Here is a 19,104-nt window from a genome sequence, read left to right as displayed (position 1 = left end):
GGAGTCTTTAAAAAGGACGCGATTCTAGCAGGCTCGCGTCTGCAAGGCTAAAGAGAAGGGCGGATCAATTCGAGGCTGTGGCGCTGGCCGGCCAGATAATCGTCGATGCAGCGGATAATCAGCTCGCTGCGCCAGTCTTCGCGCAGGGCCATCAATTCGTCACGGGTCAGCCAGAGGGCGCGCAGAATACCGTCGTCCAGTGGGTAGTCCGGGTGGTGTTGCAGGGCCTTGGCGATGAAGCATACGCGCTGATAGGTCACGCCATTGCTGGGAGCGGTGTACAGGTAAATCCCGACAATCCCGGTGGCTTCGACGTCCCAGCCGGTCTCTTCGAGGGTTTCGCGCACGGCGGCCTCGGTCAGGGTTTCGTTCGGGTCGAGGTGGCCGGCGGGCTGGTTGAGCACGGCGCGGCCGCCCTTGAGTTCTTCGACCATCAGGAAGCGGCCGTTGTCTTCGACGATGGTGGCGACGGTGATGTGAGGTAGCCAGGTCATAAAGTGCCTCGATTCAAGGTGTAACGCTGTCTTCAGGCGCGATTGCATTCAGTGTGGGAGCGGGCTTGCTCGCGAATACGGCGTGTCAGTTAAAGAGGTATTGACTGATCCACCGCATTCGCGAGCAAGCCCGCTCCCACATTTTGATTGGGTTTCTTCAATAAAAGCGCCATGTCCAGAAACAGAAACCCCGGCACAGGGCCGGGGCTTCTTTGCATCCTTACAACCTTACACCAGCGCAGCGATTGCCGCGTTGAGGGTGGCGCTTGGGCGCATGGCCTTGCTGGTCAGCTCGGCGTTCGGTGCGTAGTAGCCACCGATGTCCACTGGCTTGCCCTGGACAGCGTTGAGCTCGGCAACGATGGTTGCCTCATTCGCGGTCAGGGTCTTGGCCAGTTCGCCAAACTGCGCTTGCAATGCAGTGTCTTCGGTCTGGGCCGCCAGGGCTTGAGCCCAGTACAGCGCCAGGTAGAAGTGGCTGCCGCGGTTGTCGATGTTGCCGACTTTGCGCGATGGCGACTTGTTGTTGTCGAGGAACTGGCCGGTGGCCTGGTCCAGGGTCTTGGACAGTACCAGGGCTTTCGGGTTGTTGTACGTCACACCCAAATGCTCGAGGGATGCGGCCAGGGCGAGGAACTCGCCCAGGGAATCCCAGCGCAGGAAGTTCTCTTCAACCAGTTGCTGCACGTGCTTCGGAGCCGAGCCGCCAGCGCCGGTTTCGAACAGGCCGCCACCGTTCATCAGCGGCACGATCGACAGCATCTTGGCGCTGGTGCCCAGTTCCATGATCGGGAACAGGTCGGTCAGGTAGTCGCGCAGAACGTTGCCGGTCACCGAGATGGTGTCCAGGCCCTTGCGGGTGCGCTCCAGGGTGAACTTCATCGCGTCGACCGGCGACATGATGCGGATGTCCAGGCCTTCGGTGTTGTGGTCTTTCAGGTAAGCCTGAACTTTCTCGACCACGACGCCGTCGTGCGCGCGCTGTGGGTCCAGCCAGAAGATGGCCGGGGTGTTGCTGGCGCGGGCGCGGTTGACGGCCAGTTTGACCCAGTCCTGGATCGGCGCGTCTTTGGTCTGGCACATGCGGAAGATGTCGCCGGCTTCAACAGCCTGTTCCATCAGCAGGTTGCCCTTGCTGTCGGTGACGCGGACTACGCCGTCAGCCTTGATCTGGAAGGTCTTGTCGTGGGAACCGTACTCTTCGGCTTTTTTCGCCATCAGGCCAACGTTTGGCACGCTGCCCATGGTGGTTGGGTCGAAGGCGCCATTGGCCTTGCAGTCTTCGATCACTGCCTGGTAGATAGTGGCGTAGCAGCGATCCGGGATCACAGCCTTGGTGTCGTGCAGCTGGCCGTCGGTGCCCCACATCTTGCCGGAGTCACGGATCATGGCAGGCATCGATGCGTCGACGATGACGTCGCTCGGCACGTGCAGGTTGGTGATGCCTTTGTCGGAGTTGACCATCGCCAGGGAAGGGCGAGCAGCGTATACCGCCTGGATGTCGGCTTCGATCTGCGCTTGCTGATCGGCCGGCAGGGCCTTGATGCGAGCGTACAGGTCGCCGATGCCGTTGTTCAGGTTGAAGCCGATCTGCTCCAGCACCACAGCGTGCTTGGCCAGCGCGTCTTTATAGAACTCGGCAACGATCTGGCCGAACATGATCGGGTCGGAAACCTTCATCATGGTGGCTTTCAGGTGAACCGACAGCAGCACGCCTTGTTTCTTGGCGTCTTCGATTTCAGCGGCGATGAAGCTGCGCAGGGCTTTCTTGCTCAGCACGGCGGTGTCGATGATCTCGCCAGCTTGTACGCTGGTTTTTTCCTTCAGGACGGTAGCAGTACCGTCCTTGGCGATCAGTTCGATCTTGACGGCATCAGCGCCTTCGATCTGAACGGCTTTCTCGCTGCCGTAGAAGTCGCCGGTGCTCATGTGGGCAACGTGGGACTTGGAGTCGGCAGCCCAGGCGCCCATTTTGTGCGGGTGCTTGCGAGCGTAGTTCTTGACCGACAGCGGGGCGCGGCGGTCGGAGTTGCCTTCGCGCAGTACCGGGTTCACGGCGCTGCCCTTGACCTTGTCGTAACGTGCACGGGTTTCTTTTTCCGCGTCGGTGGTTACGGTTTCCGGGTAGTCCGGCAGGGCGTAGCCCTGGGCCTGCAGTTCCTTGATCGCAGCTTGCAGCTGAGGGGTCGAGGCACTGATGTTCGGCAGCTTGATGATGTTGGCTTCAGGGGTAACGGCCAGGTCGCCCAGTTCGGCGAGGTGGTCCGGCACGGCCTTGGCGCCCAGTTGCTCGGGGAAGCTTGCGAGGATGCGCGCGGCCAGGGAAATGTCGCGGGTTTCCACGGCAATATCAGCGGAAGCGGTGAAGGCCTCTACGATAGGCAGCAGTGAATAGGTGGCGAGGGCTGGGGCTTCGTCGGTGAAGGTGTAGATGATCTTCGAGCGGGTGGGCATATTCGGATTAACTCTCTTCTTTGCTGAAAGCATGCGCAGAAACTCGAGATGCGCCGGGTAAAGCGCGTTCGTTCAAAGTCATCCATGAGCGAAATGTCGAAGTTTCTTCGCGGTGATGTTGGGTTGCATCAGTCGAGCGTCAAGCGGGTGAGCTACTGTAGTAGCTCGGCTTTTCTGGCGGAGGGCGTCTGTCTAGAGCGGTCGGCCGTCGTGACTCTTTGGTCAGCGGCGGCATTATACATAGGTCGCTATGCTTACGCCGAGCCTTCATACAAAAGGTGTGTCGTCCATTGGTCTAAAGGTCGCAGGCAGCGGGTTGCGCCTAAAGTCGCATGATGTGCTCAAGATTGGCGCTTTTCCCTTTGCTTTCAAGCTTGTAGGCCGCTAAATGTGCTGTTTTCGACGCAAATGTGCAGGGCCTGAGGTTTCAGTCCTCATTTATCTGGAGTAGGCTCGAACGCAGCCAGATGTTCAATCCATAGATGGAGTTCAGCATGGGATACAAGAAGATTCAGGTTCCGGCAGTCGGCGACAAAATCACCGTCAATGCAGACCATTCTCTCAATGTTCCTGACAACCCGATCATCCCCTTCATCGAGGGTGACGGTATTGGCGTCGACATCAGCCCGGTGATGATCAAGGTGGTCGATGCAGCTGTTAACAAGGCTTATGGCGGCAAGCGCAAAATCTCCTGGATGGAGGTGTATGCCGGCGAAAAGGCCACCCAGGTTTACGACCAGGACACCTGGCTGCCCCAGGAAACCCTGGATGCGGTCAAGGACTACGTGGTTTCCATCAAGGGCCCGCTGACCACCCCAGTCGGTGGCGGTATCCGTTCGCTGAACGTTGCCCTGCGCCAACAGCTCGACCTTTATGTGTGCCTGCGCCCGGTGCGCTGGTTCGAAGGCGTGCCAAGCCCGGTCAAGAAGCCAGGCGATGTGGACATGACCATCTTCCGCGAGAACTCCGAGGATATTTACGCCGGCATCGAGTGGAAAGCCGGCTCCCCGGAAGCGATCAAGGTCATCAAGTTCCTGAAGGAAGAGATGGGCGTCACCAAGATCCGTTTCGACCAGAACTGCGGGATCGGCATCAAGCCGGTGTCCCTGGAAGGCACCAAGCGCCTGGCGCGCAAGGCCTTGCAGTATGTCGTGGATAACGACCGCGACTCGCTGACCATTGTGCACAAAGGCAACATCATGAAGTTCACCGAAGGTGCCTTCAAGGAATGGGCCTACGAAGTGGCGGCCGAAGAGTTCGGTGCGACCCTGTTGGATGGCGGCCCGTGGATGCAATTCAAGAACCCGCGCACCGGCAAGAATGTGGTGGTCAAGGACGCCATTGCCGACGCCATGCTCCAGCAGATCCTGCTGCGCCCGGCCGAATACGACGTGATCGCCACCCTTAATCTTAACGGTGACTATCTGTCCGACGCCCTGGCGGCGGAAGTGGGCGGTATCGGTATTGCGCCGGGCGCCAACCTGTCCGACACCGTGGCGATGTTCGAAGCCACCCACGGTACTGCGCCGAAGTATGCCGGCAAGGACCAGGTCAACCCGGGTTCGCTGATCCTGTCGGCGGAAATGATGTTGCGCCACATGGGCTGGACCGAAGCGGCCGACCTGATCATCAAGGGCACCAACGGCGCAATTTCGGCCAAGACCGTGACCTATGACTTCCACCGCTTGATGGACGGCGCCAAGTTGCTGTCGTCGTCGGCGTTCGGGGATGCGCTGATTTCGCATATGTAAGCTGATACAGAGGCGTAAAAAACCGGCCTTATGGGCCGGTTTTTTTTAGAGCGTTTGCTCAGTGGCTGATCAGGCCAGTTGTCTTTTTGATTTTTGAGCGACGCCCTCTTTGGGGGTAGTGGCGCTGACTGGAGCGCTGATATTCACTGCGTGCAAGCCCTTGGGTCCCTGAATGATGTCGAAGGAAACCGGTTGCCCTGCCTTTAGTGTCTTGTAGCCATCCATTTGGATAGCCGAGTAATGCGCAAATAGGTCTTCAGTCTTGTCGTCTTCGTTGATGAAGCCGTAACCCTTGGCATTGTTGAACCACTTGACCTTACCGCTCGCCATGCCCATATCCCTCTGCACCAGACTCCATCACTGGAGTATCATCCAGTTTATCCGTCCTAACCCGAATAAATAAGGTTGACTGCGCGGACCTTTTTTACCCACTGTGGGTTCTATTGGTTGTAACACTGATTTGCCGATAGTCAAGGCGACCAGTCGGTCAGAGTTGAAATTCTGACAGGTCGCCCCCACCACTGTATTTGAACCACTGACGAACCTTTCTTTCCATGCATGCAATCAGCCAGATTCGACTAACATTCAATCAGGATCGCCCGGATCATCAAGAAGACGACGACGGTTCTGCAGGCATTGCTGTCCAGGAGGCCAAGCCTGCTTTACAGGCGCCGCCGATGTACAAGGTGGTTTTGTTCAATGATGACTACACACCGATGGATTTCGTCGTCGAAGTACTCGAGGTGTTTTTTAACCTGAACCGCGAGTTGGCGACCAAGGTAATGCTGGCCGTTCACACAGAAGGACGGGCAGTATGTGGAGTGTTTACCCGCGACATCGCCGAGACAAAGGCCATGCAGGTCAACCAGTACGCCAGGGAAAGCCAGCATCCGCTACTCTGTGAAATCGAGAAGGACGGTTAACTCCGACCACTTGGGTATGAGGTGAAGCTATGTTAAACCGCGAGCTCGAAGTCACCCTCAATCTTGCCTTCAAGGAGGCCCGTTCGAAGCGTCATGAATTCATGACCGTCGAACACCTGCTGCTGGCACTTTTGGATAACGAAGCTGCCGCCACCGTACTGCGTGCGTGTGGTGCCAATCTCGACAAACTCAAGCATGACCTGCAGGAGTTTATCGACTCCACCACGCCGTTGATCCCCGTTCATGACGAGGACCGCGAGACCCAGCCAACCCTGGGCTTCCAGCGGGTACTGCAGCGTGCCGTTTTCCACGTACAGAGCTCCGGCAAGCGCGAAGTCACAGGGGCCAATGTGCTCGTGGCGATCTTCAGCGAGCAGGAAAGCCAGGCTGTGTTCCTGCTCAAGCAGCAAAGCGTTGCCCGTATTGACGTCGTCAACTACATCGCCCATGGCATTTCCAAGGTGCCGGGGCATGGCGATCACTCGGAAGGTGAGCAGGATATGCAGGATGACGAGGGCGGTGAGTCTTCTTCTTCGAGCAACCCGCTGGACGCTTATGCCAGCAACCTCAACGAACTGGCGCGCCAGGGGCGGATCGATCCGCTGGTGGGGCGTGAGCTGGAAGTTGAGCGCGTGGCGCAGATCCTGGCGCGTCGCCGCAAGAACAACCCGTTGTTGGTCGGTGAGGCAGGCGTGGGTAAAACCGCGATTGCCGAAGGCCTGGCCAAACGCATTGTTGATAACCAGGTGCCCGACCTGCTTGCCAACAGCGTCGTCTACTCCCTTGACCTGGGCGCATTGCTCGCCGGGACCAAGTACCGTGGCGATTTCGAGAAGCGCTTCAAGGCGTTGCTCGGCGAGCTGAAAAAACGCCCGCAGGCGATCCTGTTCATTGACGAAATCCACACCATCATCGGTGCCGGTGCGGCTTCCGGTGGCGTGATGGATGCGTCGAACCTGCTCAAGCCGCTGCTGTCTTCGGGCGATATCCGTTGCATCGGTTCGACCACGTTCCAGGAATTCCGCGGGATCTTCGAAAAAGACCGCGCCCTGGCGCGCCGCTTCCAGAAAGTGGATGTGTCCGAGCCTTCGGTAGAAGACACCATTGGCATCCTGCGCGGGCTCAAGGGGCGCTTTGAAGCGCACCATGGCATCGAGTACACCGATGAGGCGCTGCGTGCAGCCGCCGAGCTGGCATCGCGCTACATCAATGACCGGCACATGCCGGACAAGGCCATCGACGTGATCGACGAGGCGGGTGCCTACCAGCGCCTGCAGCCGGTAGAGAAGCGTGTGAAACGCATCGACGTGCCTCAGGTCGAGGATATCGTGGCGAAGATCGCGCGGATTCCGCCAAAACACGTCAACACCTCCGATCGGGAGCTGCTGCGTAACCTGGAGCGCGACCTCAAGCTGACCGTGTTTGGTCAGGATGCGGCGATCGACTCGCTGTCCACCGCGATCAAGCTGTCCCGCGCTGGCCTCAAGTCGCCGGACAAGCCGGTCGGTTCGTTCCTGTTCGCCGGGCCTACCGGCGTCGGCAAGACCGAAGCGGCGCGGCAATTGGCCAAGGCCATGGGGATCGAACTGGTGCGTTTCGACATGTCCGAGTACATGGAGCGTCACACCGTCTCGCGCCTGATCGGTGCGCCTCCGGGCTATGTCGGCTTCGACCAGGGCGGCCTGTTGACCGAGGCGATCACCAAGCAGCCACATTGCGTACTGCTGCTCGATGAAATCGAGAAGGCGCACCCGGAAGTCTTCAACCTGCTGTTGCAGGTCATGGACCACGGCACCCTGACCGACAACAACGGGCGCAAGGCGGACTTCCGCAACGTGATCGTGATCATGACCACCAACGCCGGTGCCGAAACGGCCGCGCGGGCTTCCATTGGCTTTACTCATCAGGATCACTCTTCCGACGCCATGGAAGTGATCAAGAAGAGTTTCACGCCGGAATTCCGCAACCGCCTGGACACCATCATCCAGTTTGGTCGCCTCAGCCATGAGGTCATCAAAAGCGTGGTGGACAAGTTCCTCACCGAGCTCCAGGCGCAGTTGGAAGACAAGCGCGTGCAGCTGGAAGTCTCGGACGCGGCGCGCAACTGGCTGGCGGAAGGTGGCTACGACGCGGCAATGGGCGCTCGGCCAATGGCTCGCCTGATCCAGGACAAGATCAAGCGCCCACTGGCGGAAGAGATCCTGTTTGGCGAACTGGCAGACCATGGTGGCGTGGTGCATATCGATCTGAAGGACGGCGAGCTGACCTTCGACTTCGAAACCACGGCTGAAATGGCCTGATAGCTGACGCAACAAAACAAAAAGGCGCCGAGAGGCGCCTTTTTGCTGCCTTGAACCCGATGGAGATCAAATGTGGGAGCGGGCTTGCTCGCGAATGCGGTGTGCCAGTCGACACAATCAGTGGCTGACACGCTGCATTCGCGAGCAAGCCCGCTCCCACAAGGGATTTCTGGTTTCAGGTAAATCGCGCGCACACAAAAACGCCCGGCATAACCGGGCGTTTTGTATTGACTTGATTAACGGGCGCGGTAAGTGATGCGCCCTTTGCTCAGGTCATAGGGCGTCAGTTCGACGCGCACTTTGTCACCGGTAAGAATACGAATGTAGTTCTTGCGCATCTTGCCGGAGATATGCGCGGTTACGACGTGCCCATTTTCCAACTCCACACGAAACATGGTGTTGGGCAGGGTGTCGACGACAGTGCCTTCCATTTCGAAGCTGTCTTCTTTCGACATGCAGTAAAGCCCTCGGTATCCAGTGAATGGCCCGGTGCAACTGCGCCAGGCAAAAGCGGCGTGCATTGTGCCCGAAAAAGGGTGTTTAAGCCAAGAGGTTCTAGTTCAACGTGACCCATCTTTGGTTAATTAGCAGCTCAATGGGCCGATATTGGGTCTTGTAGTTCATCTTTTTGCAGTTTTTTATCCAGTATCCGAGGTACACCGCCTCCAATTCCAGGCGCAAGGCTTCACCGATCTGCCACAGGATCGCAAAGCGTCCCAGGCTGCGCCGTTCCTCGGCGGGCTCATAAAAGGTGTAGACCGCCGACAGGCCATTGGGCAGCAGGTCGGTCACGGCGACCGCCACCAGTCGTCCCTCGAGCCGAAACTCATAGAAGCGCGAGAAGGGCAGGTCGCGCACCAGGAAGGTGGAAAACTGGTCGCGGCTGGGCGGGAACATGTCGCCGTCGGCGTGGCGCTGTTCGATGTAGCGTTGGTAAAGGTCGAAATATTCTTCGCTGAAGCCGGGTTTGGTGGCGGTGACGGTCAGGTCGGCGTTGCGCTTCAGGATGCGTTTCTGGTTGCGGTCCGGCAGGAACTGCGCCACCGGGATGCGCGCCGGTACGCAGGCGTTGCAGTTCTGGCAGTGCGGCCGGTAAAGGTGGTCGCCGCTGCGCCGGAAGCCCATTTCCGACAAATCGGCATACACATGCACGTCCATCGGCTGGCTGGGGTCGAGGAACAGCGTGGTGGCCTGCTCATCGGGCAGATAGCTGCATGAGTGGGGTTGAGTGGCATAAAACTTCAAACGCGCCAGCTCGGTCATGATCAACCCTCGGATAAGCTTTGAAATAAGTGTAAGCCAGGTGCGGGGAAGTCGCCTAGGAAACCCACGGAGCAGAGCTGGTTTGGTCCAAATGGTCGCGCAGGTAGTTGGCGAAGTCGCTGCGGGGAATGGCGCGGGCGCCGAGGCTGTGCAGGTGATCGGTGGGCATCTGGCAGTCGATCAGCACAAAGCCCCAGGCCTGTAGTTGCCGAACCAGGGTGGCAAAGCCGTATTTCGAGGCGTTGTCGGCGCGACTGAACATGGACTCGCCGAAAAACAACTGGCCCATCGCCAGGCCGTACAGGCCGCCCACCAGTTCGCCCGCGTCCCACACCTCCACCGAATGCGCATAACCGCGCTGGTGCAGTTGCAGGTAGGCGTTCTGCATGGCTTCGGTGATCCAGGTGCCATCGGCATAACTGCGCGGCGCCGCGCACGCCTGGATGACCGCAGCGAAGTCCTGGTCGAAGGTCACTGTGTAACGCTGCTGGCGCAACAATTTGCCGAGGCTGCGGGAAACGTGCAGCTCATCGGGGAACAGTACGGTGCGTGGGTCGGGCGACCACCAGAGGATGGGCTGGCCTTCCGAGAACCAGGGAAAGCAGCCGTGGCGGTAGGCCTGGATCAGGCGGTCGGCCGACAGGTCGCCACCGGCCGCGAGCAGGCCATTGGGTTCGCGCATGGCCTTGGCCAGCGGTGGGAAGGTCAGGGTGTTGCGTTGTAACCAGGTCAGCATGGCATCCAGGCTTACGGAAGGGGAGGGCGGTAACGGCGATGTTGTCCGTTGCAAGAGCTGTGATTATTGTCGACGAAACGCTCTGGGGCTACCCCGAACATGGGATCGATGCAGATAAGCATGAACGGGTGTTTCTGCAACTCTATGCCGGGGGCGTGGTCGTAATCGCGTACGTCGGTCGGCAAGCTAGCCTGGATTGGCAAAAACAGCTCATAAGCCTTTGTCAGTAAAGACAATGCATGCTCAAATTGAACGTTATGAAATTGAACATTGGCTATGCTGTGTAACGTAGGGCCAAGTGCGTGGCATCGCGCACACAAACCCGTACAATGCGGCCATTGGGGCGTTATCGCCGTTTCATGAATCAGTAGCAGGGTGTTAAAAGTAGCTCCACTGGCACTCGTTCATTTTTTACCTGCCCGGATTGGGCAGTGTTTTGCAGTCATTCAACAGATGGACGCGCTAAAGGCGCAGGAAAAGACCCGTTTTGAAGAAATCCGCCGCAACACCTAAAGCCGCAGTCGTGCCCGCCTGGCGCCAGCACCTGCACTACCGACTCAAGGAAGGTGCACTGATCGCCATCGGCGCGCTGTGCCTGTTCCTGATGATGGCCTTGCTCACCTATGGCAAGGACGATCCAGGCTGGAGCCACAACAGCAAGATCGAAGACGTGCAGAACTTCGGTGGTCCGGCCGGCTCCTACAGCGCCGACATCCTGTTCATGGTGCTGGGTTACTTCGCTTACATCTTCCCGTTGCTGCTGGCCATCAAGACCTGGCAGATCTTCCGCCAGCGTCACGAGCCGTGGCAATGGAGCGGCTGGCTGTTCTCCTGGCGCCTGATCGGCCTGGTGTTCCTGGTGTTGTCCGGCGCGGCCCTGGCCCATATCCATTTCCATGCACCTACCGGTCTGCCGGCCGGTGCCGGCGGCGCTCTGGGCGAAAGCCTCGGCGACCTGGCCCGCAGGACCCTGAACATCCAGGGCAGCACCCTGATGTTTATTGCGCTGTTCCTGTTCGGCCTCACCGTGTTTACCGACCTGTCCTGGTTCAAGGTCATGGACGTGACCGGCAAGATCACCCTCGACCTGCTCGAACTGTTCCAGGGCGCGGCCAATCGCTGGTGGTCGGCCCGGGTGGACCGCAAACGCATGGTTGCGCAACTGCGCGAGGTGGATACCCGCGTCAACGAGGTGGTAGCCCCGAGCACGCCGGACCGGCGTGAGCAGGCCAAGGTCAAGGAACGCCTGATCGAACGCGAGCAGGCCCTGACCAAGCACATGTCGGACCGCGAGAAGCAAGTGCCGCCGGTGATTGCCCCTGCGCCGCCGAAGGCCCCCGAGCCGAGCCACCGTGTGCAGAAAGAGAAACAGGCGCCGTTGTTTGTCGACAGCGCCGTGGAAGGCACCTTGCCGCCGATCTCGATTCTTGATCCTGCGGAAAAGAAACAGCTCAATTACTCCCCTGAGTCCCTGGCGGCCGTCGGCCACCTGCTGGAAATCAAGCTCAAGGAATTCGGCGTCGAAGTCTCGGTGGATTCGATCCACCCGGGCCCGGTGATTACCCGCTACGAAATCCAGCCGGCTGCCGGCGTCAAGGTCAGCCGCATTTCCAACCTGGCCAAGGATCTGGCGCGTTCGCTGGCCGTGACCAGCGTGCGGGTGGTGGAAGTGATTCCGGGCAAGACCACCGTCGGTATCGAGATTCCCAACGAAGACCGGCAGATCGTGCGCTTCTCCGAAGTGCTGTCGACCCCGGAGTACGACAACTTCAAGTCGCCGGTCACCCTGGCCCTGGGCCACGACATCGGCGGCAAGCCGGTGATCACCGACCTGGCGAAAATGCCCCACTTGCTGGTCGCCGGTACCACCGGTTCCGGTAAGTCGGTGGGTGTGAACGCGATGATCCTGTCGATCCTGTTCAAGTCGGGCCCGGATGACGCCAAGCTGATCATGATCGACCCGAAAATGCTTGAGCTGTCGATCTACGAAGGCATTCCACACCTGTTGTGCCCGGTGGTGACCGACATGAAGGATGCGGCCAACGCCCTGCGCTGGAGCGTTGCCGAGATGGAACGGCGCTACAAGCTGATGGCGAAGATGGGCGTGCGTAACCTGTCGGGCTTCAACGCCAAGGTCAAGGAAGCCCAGGACGCCGGCACGCCGCTGACCGACCCGTTGTACAAGCGCGAAAGCATCCACGACGAAGCGCCGCTGCTGACCAAATTGCCGACCATCGTGGTGGTGGTCGACGAATTTGCCGACATGATGATGATCGTCGGCAAGAAGGTCGAAGAGCTGATCGCCCGTATCGCCCAGAAGGCGCGGGCCGCCGGGATCCACTTGATCCTCGCGACCCAGCGTCCGTCGGTGGACGTGATCACCGGCCTGATCAAGGCCAACATCCCGACCCGCATGGCGTTCCAGGTGTCGAGCAAGATCGATTCCCGGACCATCATCGACCAGGGCGGCGCCGAGCAACTGCTGGGCCACGGTGACATGCTCTACATGCCGCCGGGCACCAGTTTGCCGATCCGTGTCCACGGCGCGTTCGTCTCCGACGATGAGGTGCACCGTGTGGTGGAAGCCTGGAAACTGCGTGGCGCCCCGGAATACAACGACGACATCCTCGCCGGTGTCGAAGAGGCCGGCAGCGGCTTCGACGGTGGCAGCGGCGGTGGCGACGATGATGCCGAGACCGATGCGCTCTACGACGAAGCGGTGCAGTTCGTGCTTGAAAGCCGCCGCGCCTCGATCTCCGCCGTACAGCGCAAGCTGAAGATTGGCTACAACCGCGCTGCCCGCATGATCGAAGCCATGGAAATGGCCGGCGTGGTCACCTCGATGAACACCAACGGCTCGCGCGAAGTGATTGCGCCAGCGCAGATGCGTGACTGATTACGTGCCGCGTGGCAACACGCGGCACGCCTTGCAACCGAATCTAAGAGGACTCCCATGCGTCTTATCCGCATGCTGTTGTTGCCTGCATTGGCCCTGACTGCTGTTTCGGCTCATGCTGACCCGGCTTCCGTCGCCAGCCTGAAAAACCTGTTGGACAAATCCCAGACCCTGACCGCGCGCTTCTCCCAGCTCACGCTGGATGCCGGTGGCACCCAGTTGCAGGAAACCGCCGGCGAGATGGCTGTGCAGCGTCCAGGGCTGTTCTACTGGCACACAGAAGGCAAGGCCGAGCAGACCATCGTCTCTGACGGCCAAAAAGTCACCCTGTGGGACCCGGACCTGGAGCAGGCGACCATCAAGAAGCTCGACCCGCGCCTGAACCAGACGCCAGCGCTGTTGCTGTCGGGCGATGTGTCGAAGATCAACGACAGCTTCGACATTACCTCCAAGCAGACCAGCAACGTGATTGAATTCACCCTTAAGCCGAAATCCAAGGACACGCTCTTTGACACGCTGTCCCTGTCGTTTGGCAACGGCGTGATCAACAACATGCGTCTGATTGACAGCGTCGGCCAGCGCACCGATATCCTGTTCTCCGGGGTCAAGGCCAACCAGCCGGTACCGGCATCCAAGTTCAAGTTCGACATCCCGAAGGGTGCCGACGTGATCCAGGAATAAACTGCCCAGAGGTTTCAAACGCTGCCCATGGACCTGTTTCGAAGTGACCCGATTGCTCAGCCTCTGGCGGCGCGCCTGCGCTCGACCAACCTGGACGAGTACGTCGGGCAGGAACACCTGCTCGCCCGCGGCAAGCCTTTGCGCGAGGCCCTTGAGCAGGGTGCGCTGCACTCGATGATTTTCTGGGGGCCGCCGGGCGTGGGTAAAACCACCCTGGCGCGGCTCCTGGCAAAAGTCTCGGATGCACACTTCGAGACGGTCTCGGCGGTGCTGGCCGGGGTCAAGGAGATCCGCCAGGCGGTGGAAGTCGCCAAGCAGCAGGCCGGGCAGTACGGCAAGCGCACCATCCTGTTCGTCGACGAAGTGCATCGCTTCAACAAGTCGCAGCAGGATGCGTTCTTGCCGTATGTCGAAGACGGCACGCTGATCTTTATTGGTGCCACCACCGAAAACCCGTCTTTTGAACTGAACAATGCCTTGCTGTCCCGGGCGCGTGTCTATGTGCTCAAGAGCCTCGATGAAGCCGCGATGCAGAAGCTCTTGCAGCGTGCGCTTAACGAAGACAAGGGCCTGGGCAAGCGCCAGTTGAGTGTCAGTGAGGAAGGCTTCAAGATCCTGCTGACTGCTGCGGATGGCGACGGTCGACGTTTTCTCAATCTGCTGGAAAACGCTTCCGACCTGGCCGAGGATGGCAGCGAAATCGGCGTCGACTTGCTGCAGAGCCTGTTGGGCGACACCCGCCGGCGTTTCGACAAGGGCGGCGAAGCGTTCTACGACCAGATTTCCGCGCTGCACAAGTCTGTGCGCGGCTCAAACCCCGACGGCGCGCTGTACTGGTTTGCGCGGATGATCGACGGCGGTTGCGACCCGCTGTACCTGGCCCGGCGCGTGGTGCGCATGGCCAGCGAAGATATTGGCAATGCCGACCCGCGTGCGCTGAGCCTGTGCCTGGCCGCCTGGGAAGTGCAGGAACGCCTGGGCAGCCCGGAAGGCGAGTTGGCGGTGGCCCAGGCCATCACCTATCTGGCCTGCGCACCGAAGAGCAACGCGGTGTACATGGGCTTCAAGTCCGCCCTGCGTGCTGCCGCCGAGCATGGTTCCCTGGAAGTGCCGCTGCACTTGCGCAATGCGCCGACCAAGCTGATGAAGCAACTCGGCTACGGCGATGAATACCGCTACGCCCACGATGAGCCGGACGCCTATGCGGCTGGCGAAGATTACTTCCCGGATGACCTTGAGCCGCAGCCGTTTTACCAGCCGGTGCCCCGCGGCCTGGAGCTGAAGATCGGCGAAAAGCTCAATCACCTTGCCCAACTTGACCGGCTCAGTCCGAAACAGCGGAGAAAGTAGTGCTCAGAACGATTCTTGCCGTGTCCGTAGCCGGCATCGCTGGTACATTATTGCGTTTCGCCACCAGCACCTGGGTCAGCGCCAATTGGCCGAAGCATTTTTATGCGGCGACCCTGGCGGTCAACCTGGTGGGCTGTTTGATCATCGGCTTGTTGTACGGGTGGTTTCTGCTTCGCCCGGAAGTGCCGATTGAGATTCGTGCCGGCTTGATTGTCGGTTTTGTAGGCGGTCTGACGACCTTTTCATCCTTTTCACTGGACACGCTACGCCTGCTGGAAAGCGGGCAGGCACCGGTCGCCTTCGGGTACCTGGCCATCAGCGTGTTCGGCGGGCTGCTCGCCACTTGGGCTGGCCTGTCCTTGACCAAACTTTGATAAACGAGAGACCGACATGCTCGATTCCAAACTGTTACGTAGCAACCTTCAGGACGTAGCGGACCGCCTGGCATCCCGTGGCTTTGCCTTGGATGTTGCGCGCATCGAAGCGCTGGAAGAACAGCGCAAGACCGTCCAGACCCGCACCGAAGCACTGCAGGCTGAGCGTAATGCGCGTTCCAAATCCATCGGTCAGGCCAAGCAGCGCGGCGAAGACATCGCGCCGTTGATGGCGGACGTCGAGCGTATGGCTGGCGAGTTGGCTTCCGGCAAAGTCGAGCTGGACGTTATCCAGACCGAACTGGACTCGATCCTGCTGGGCATCCCGAACCTGCCGCACGAATCCGTGCCAATCGGCGAAGACGAAGACGGCAACGTCGAAGTCCGTCGCTGGGGCACGCCAAAAGCCTTCGATTTCGAGATCAAGGACCACGTCGCCCTGGGCGAATTGACCGGTGGCCTGGACTTCGAGACAGCGGCCAAAATGTCCGGTGCGCGCTTTGCCTTGCTGCGTGGCCCGATTGCACGCATGCACCGCGCCCTGGCGCAGTTCATGATCAACCTGCACACCGGCGAGCACGGCTACGAAGAGGCTTACACCCCGTACCTGGTCCAGGCTCCGGCGCTGATGGGCACAAGCCAGCTGCCGAAATTCGAGGAAGACCTGTTCAAGATCAGCCGCGATGGCGAAGCCGACTTGTACCTGATCCCGACCGCCGAAGTGTCGCTGACCAATATCGTGGCCGGGGAAATCCTCGACGCCAAGCAACTGCCGATCAAGTTTGTCGCCCACTCGCCATGCTTTCGCAGCGAAGCCGGTGCATCGGGCCGCGACACCCGCGGCATGATTCGCCAGCACCAGTTCGACAAGGTCGAGATGGTGCAGGTTGTCGAGCCGTCGACTTCCATGGAAGCGCTGGAAGGCCTGACCGCCAACGCCGAACGCGTCCTGCAACTGCTGGAGCTGCCGTACCGCGTTCTGGCCCTGTGCACCGGCGACATGGGTTTCAGCGCCGTGAAGACTTACGACCTGGAAGTGTGGGTGCCGAGCCAGGACAAATACCGCGAGATTTCGTCGTGCTCCAACTGCGGTGATTTCCAGGCCCGTCGCATGCAGGCGCGTTTCCGTAACCCGGAAACCGGCAAGCCCGAGCTGGTCCACACCCTCAACGGTTCGGGCCTGGCAGTAGGCCGTACCCTGGTGGCCGTGCTGGAAAACTACCAGCAGGCTGACGGTTCGATCCGCGTGCCTGAAGTGCTCAAGCCGTACATGGCGGGCGTTGAGGTCATCGGCTAAATGGAATTTCTGCCGCTGTTTCATAACCTGCGCGGCAGTCGTGTGTTGGTCGTCGGTGGCGGGGAGATTGCCTTGCGCAAATCCCGGCTGCTGGCCGACGCCGGCGCGTTGTTGCGGGTGGTTGCTCCCCAGATTGAAGACCAGTTGCGTGAACTGGTGCAGGGCAGTGGCGGTGAACTGATTTTGCGTGGTTATCAGGAGGCCGACCTCGACGGTTGCACCCTGATCATCGCGGCGACCGACGACGAGCCGCTGAACGCGCAAGTGTCCAGCGATGCCCGGCGTCGTTGCGTACCGGTCAATGTGGTGGATGCGCCGGCCTTGTGCAGCGTGATCTTCCCGGCGATTGTCGACCGTTCGCCGTTGGTGATCGCAGTGTCCAGCGGCGGCGATGCGCCGGTGCTGGCACGGCTGATCCGCGCCAAGCTGGAAACCTGGATTCCGTCGACTTACGGCCAGTTGGCCGGGCTGGCGGCGCGGTTTCGCAGCCAGGTCAAAGGCTTGTTCCCGGATGTGCAGCAACGTCGCGCGTTCTGGGAAGATGTCTTCCAGGGCCCGATTGCTGATCGGCAACTGGCCGGGCAGGGCGATGAAGCCGAGCGTCTGCTGGTGGAGAAAATCAACGGCGCGCTGCCCCACGCACCGGGCGAAGTCTACCTGGTGGGCGCAGGCCCGGGTGATCCGGACCTGCTGACGTTCCGCGCCTTGCGCTTGATGCAACAGGCCGACGTGGTGCTGTACGACCGCCTGGTGGCGCCGGCGATTCTTGAATTGTGCCGTCGCGATGCCGAGCGGGTGTATGTCGGCAAGCGGCGCGCAGACCATGCGGTGCCGCAGGACCAGATCAACCAGCAACTGGTGGACCTGGCCAGGCAAGGCAAGCGCGTGCTGCGGCTCAAGGGTGGCGATCCGTTCATCTTTGGGCGTGGCGGTGAAGAGATCGAAGAATTGGCGGCCCATGGCATCCCGTTCCAGGTGGTGCCGGGTATTACCGCGGCCAGTGGTTGCGCGGCGTATGCCGGTATTCCGCTGACCCACCGCGACTATGCGCAATCGGTTCGCTTCATTACCGGGCACTTGAAGGACGGGACTTCGGACCTGCCGTGGAGTGACCTGGTGGGCCCTTCGCAGACCCTGGTGTTCTACATGGGCTTGATCGGGTTGCCGATCATCTGCGAACAGCTGATCAAGCATGGTCGTTCGGCGGATACGCCGGCGGCGTTGATCCAGCAGGGCACCACGTCCAACCAGCGGGTGTTTACCGGCACCCTGGCTGACCTGCCACGCATGGTGGCGGAACATGAGGTTCATGCGCCGACACTGGTGATTGTGGGAGAAGTGGTGCAGTTGCGTGAGAAGCTGAAGTGGTTTGAAGGCGCTCAGTCGCAAGTCTGACACGTCTCCTGTGGCGAGACCGTCTCTGTGGCGAGGGAGCTTGCTGTGGGGAGGGAGCTTGCTGTGGCGAGGGAGCTTGCTCCCGCTGGAGTGCGAAGCGCTCCCAGGATTTTGGGGCCGCTGCGCAGCCCAGCGGGAGCAAGCTCCCTCGCCACAGGGTTTGTCAGCTCAAGATGCCTTTTCCGCTCAGTCTCGCGCGGTCATGCTCCGCCTCAAACGTCTGCAACGGTCCCTTCGGCACAATCCCCGTCGGATTAATCGTGCGGTGACTGGCGTAGTAATGCCCCTTGATGTGAGCAAAATCCACCGTCTCGGCAATCCCCGGCCACTGATACAACTCCCTTAGCCAGTTCGACAGGTTCGGATAATCCGCAATTCGCCGCAGGTTGCATTTGAAGTGGCTGTAGTACACCGCATCAAACCGAATCGCCGTGGTGAAAAGCCTTACATCGGCTTCAGTCAGGTATTCTCCCGCCAGGTAACGATGCTCACCCAAGTGCTGCTCAAGGTGATCCAGTTCGGCAAACACATCATCAAATGCGGCCTCATAAGCCTTTTGTGACGTGGCAAAGCCTGCGCGGTACACACCGTTGTTCACGGCGGGATAGATTCGATCGTTCAGTGCATCAATGGTCGAGCGCTGGGCTTCGGGATAGAAATCCAGTTGATTGCCGGTCAGTTCATTAAACGCACTGTTGAACATGCGAATAATCTCCGCCGACTCATTGCTGACAATCCGCTTGAGCTTCTTGTCCCACAACACCGGCACTGTGACCCGCCCGGTGTAGTTGGCGGTGTCGGCGGTGTAGCGTTGATGCATGAAGGCGAAGTCGTCAAGCTTGTCGCCGCTGGAGCCATGAGCCTTGTCGAAGGTCCAGCCATTTTCCAGCATCAGCCAGCTGACCACGGATACATCGATCAAGCTCTCCAGGCCTTTGAGCTTGCGCAGGATCAATGTGCGGTGCGCCCAGGGGCAGGCGAGGGATACGTACAGATGGTAGCGACCGGCTTCAGCCGCGAAACCGCCTTCGCCGGTCGGGCCGGGTTCACCATCGGCGGTCACCCAGTTGCGGCGTTGCGCCTGCTCCCGTTGGAAGACGCCGTCTGCGCTACTTTCGTACCACTGGTCATGCCAGCGTCCTTCGATCAGCAAACCCATGACTGACTCCTTGGCTAATAAGCGTTGGAGT

At 60.0% G+C, this 19,104-nt stretch carries 16 protein-coding genes; 9 read left to right on the top strand and 7 right to left on the bottom strand.

Going from position 1 to position 19,104, the window contains the following annotated elements:
- Positions 1-47: 47 nt before the first annotated feature.
- Both AC3WKX_RS19810 and AC3WKX_RS19805 read right to left on the bottom strand, forming a co-directional pair.
- Complete coding sequence (locus tag AC3WKX_RS19810; protein ID WP_102604534.1) at positions 48-494, bottom strand: NUDIX hydrolase; 447 nt, start codon at positions 492-494, stop codon at positions 48-50.
- Between the two features lie 228 nt (positions 495-722).
- Positions 723-2,948, bottom strand: coding sequence for an NADP-dependent isocitrate dehydrogenase (locus AC3WKX_RS19805; protein WP_008431567.1), 2,226 nt, complete (start codon positions 2,946-2,948; stop codon positions 723-725).
- A gap of 494 nt (positions 2,949-3,442) precedes the next feature.
- On the opposite strand from AC3WKX_RS19805, the gene icd reads away from it, so the two are divergent.
- Entirely contained in the window at positions 3,443-4,699 is a 1,257-nt protein-coding gene (icd, locus tag AC3WKX_RS19800; protein WP_003219599.1) for an NADP-dependent isocitrate dehydrogenase, read from the top strand.
- A gap of 69 nt (positions 4,700-4,768) precedes the next feature.
- On the opposite strand, the gene cspD is transcribed toward icd, so the two are convergent.
- Positions 4,769-5,029: a cold shock domain-containing protein CspD gene (gene cspD, locus AC3WKX_RS19795; protein WP_166742174.1), complete on the bottom strand. Its 261-nt coding sequence runs from the start codon at positions 5,027-5,029 to the stop codon at positions 4,769-4,771.
- Between the two features lie 224 nt (positions 5,030-5,253).
- On the opposite strand from cspD, the gene clpS reads away from it, so the two are divergent.
- Together clpS and clpA are read left to right on the top strand one after the other, a co-directional pair.
- On the top strand, positions 5,254-5,622 hold the full coding sequence (clpS, locus tag AC3WKX_RS19790) for an ATP-dependent Clp protease adapter ClpS (protein WP_003219604.1): 369 nt from the start codon (positions 5,254-5,256) through the stop codon (positions 5,620-5,622).
- 29 nt (positions 5,623-5,651) lie between these two features.
- Positions 5,652-7,922, top strand: a complete 2,271-nt coding sequence (gene clpA / locus AC3WKX_RS19785) for an ATP-dependent Clp protease ATP-binding subunit ClpA (RefSeq protein WP_003219606.1) — start codon at positions 5,652-5,654, stop codon at positions 7,920-7,922.
- Between the two features lie 236 nt (positions 7,923-8,158).
- On the opposite strand, the gene infA is transcribed toward clpA, so the two are convergent.
- The 3 genes from infA to aat all read right to left on the bottom strand — a co-directional run bounded on the left by infA (position 8,159) and on the right by aat (position 9,921).
- Positions 8,159-8,377, bottom strand: a complete 219-nt coding sequence (gene infA / locus AC3WKX_RS19780) for a translation initiation factor IF-1 (protein WP_002553999.1) — start codon at positions 8,375-8,377, stop codon at positions 8,159-8,161.
- Between the two features lie 100 nt (positions 8,378-8,477).
- Entirely contained in the window at positions 8,478-9,185 is a 708-nt protein-coding gene (locus AC3WKX_RS19775) for an arginyltransferase (RefSeq protein ID WP_003219609.1), read from the bottom strand.
- 55 nt (positions 9,186-9,240) lie between these two features.
- Positions 9,241-9,921: a leucyl/phenylalanyl-tRNA--protein transferase gene (gene aat / locus AC3WKX_RS19770; protein ID WP_003219611.1), complete on the bottom strand. Its 681-nt coding sequence runs from the start codon at positions 9,919-9,921 to the stop codon at positions 9,241-9,243.
- A 487-nt stretch (positions 9,922-10,408) separates the two neighbouring features.
- Here aat and ftsK point away from each other — a divergent pair, with 487 nt between their 5' ends.
- From ftsK to cysG, 6 genes are read left to right on the top strand one after another with little or no spacing between them, the layout of a single operon-like run.
- Entirely contained in the window at positions 10,409-12,817 is a 2,409-nt protein-coding gene (ftsK, locus tag AC3WKX_RS19765) for a DNA translocase FtsK (protein WP_003219614.1), read from the top strand.
- 57 nt (positions 12,818-12,874) lie between these two features.
- Positions 12,875-13,498 (top strand): outer membrane lipoprotein periplasmic chaperone LolA, encoded by a 624-nt coding sequence (gene lolA, locus AC3WKX_RS19760; protein ID WP_003219615.1) that lies wholly within the window; start codon positions 12,875-12,877, stop codon positions 13,496-13,498.
- 27 nt (positions 13,499-13,525) lie between these two features.
- Complete coding sequence (locus AC3WKX_RS19755; RefSeq protein ID WP_003219616.1) at positions 13,526-14,848, top strand: replication-associated recombination protein A; 1,323 nt, start codon at positions 13,526-13,528, stop codon at positions 14,846-14,848.
- Positions 14,848-15,222, top strand: coding sequence for a fluoride efflux transporter CrcB (crcB, locus tag AC3WKX_RS19750; RefSeq protein ID WP_008431560.1), 375 nt, complete (start codon positions 14,848-14,850; stop codon positions 15,220-15,222). Before AC3WKX_RS19755 ends, crcB begins: the two co-directional genes overlap by 1 nt.
- A 16-nt stretch (positions 15,223-15,238) precedes the next feature.
- Positions 15,239-16,519, top strand: a complete 1,281-nt coding sequence (serS, locus tag AC3WKX_RS19745; RefSeq protein WP_003219618.1) for a serine--tRNA ligase — start codon at positions 15,239-15,241, stop codon at positions 16,517-16,519.
- Positions 16,520-17,914 carry a siroheme synthase CysG gene (gene cysG, locus AC3WKX_RS19740; protein WP_102604531.1) on the top strand — a complete coding sequence of 465 codons (1,395 nt, stop codon included), beginning with the start codon at positions 16,520-16,522 and terminating at the stop codon, positions 17,912-17,914.
- Positions 17,915-18,077: 163 nt separating this feature from the next.
- On the opposite strand, the gene AC3WKX_RS19735 is transcribed toward cysG, so the two are convergent.
- A complete protein-coding gene (locus tag AC3WKX_RS19735; protein WP_102604530.1) occupies positions 18,078-19,073 on the bottom strand; it encodes a glutathione S-transferase family protein in 996 nt (331 codons plus the stop codon).
- Positions 19,074-19,104 lie beyond the last annotated feature (31 nt).

It is taken from the genome of Pseudomonas sp. GP01-A4, from assembly GCF_058780865.1.
The sequence above is the reverse complement of the archived record's forward strand: the minus strand, read 5'-3'. Positions and strand labels throughout refer to the sequence as shown.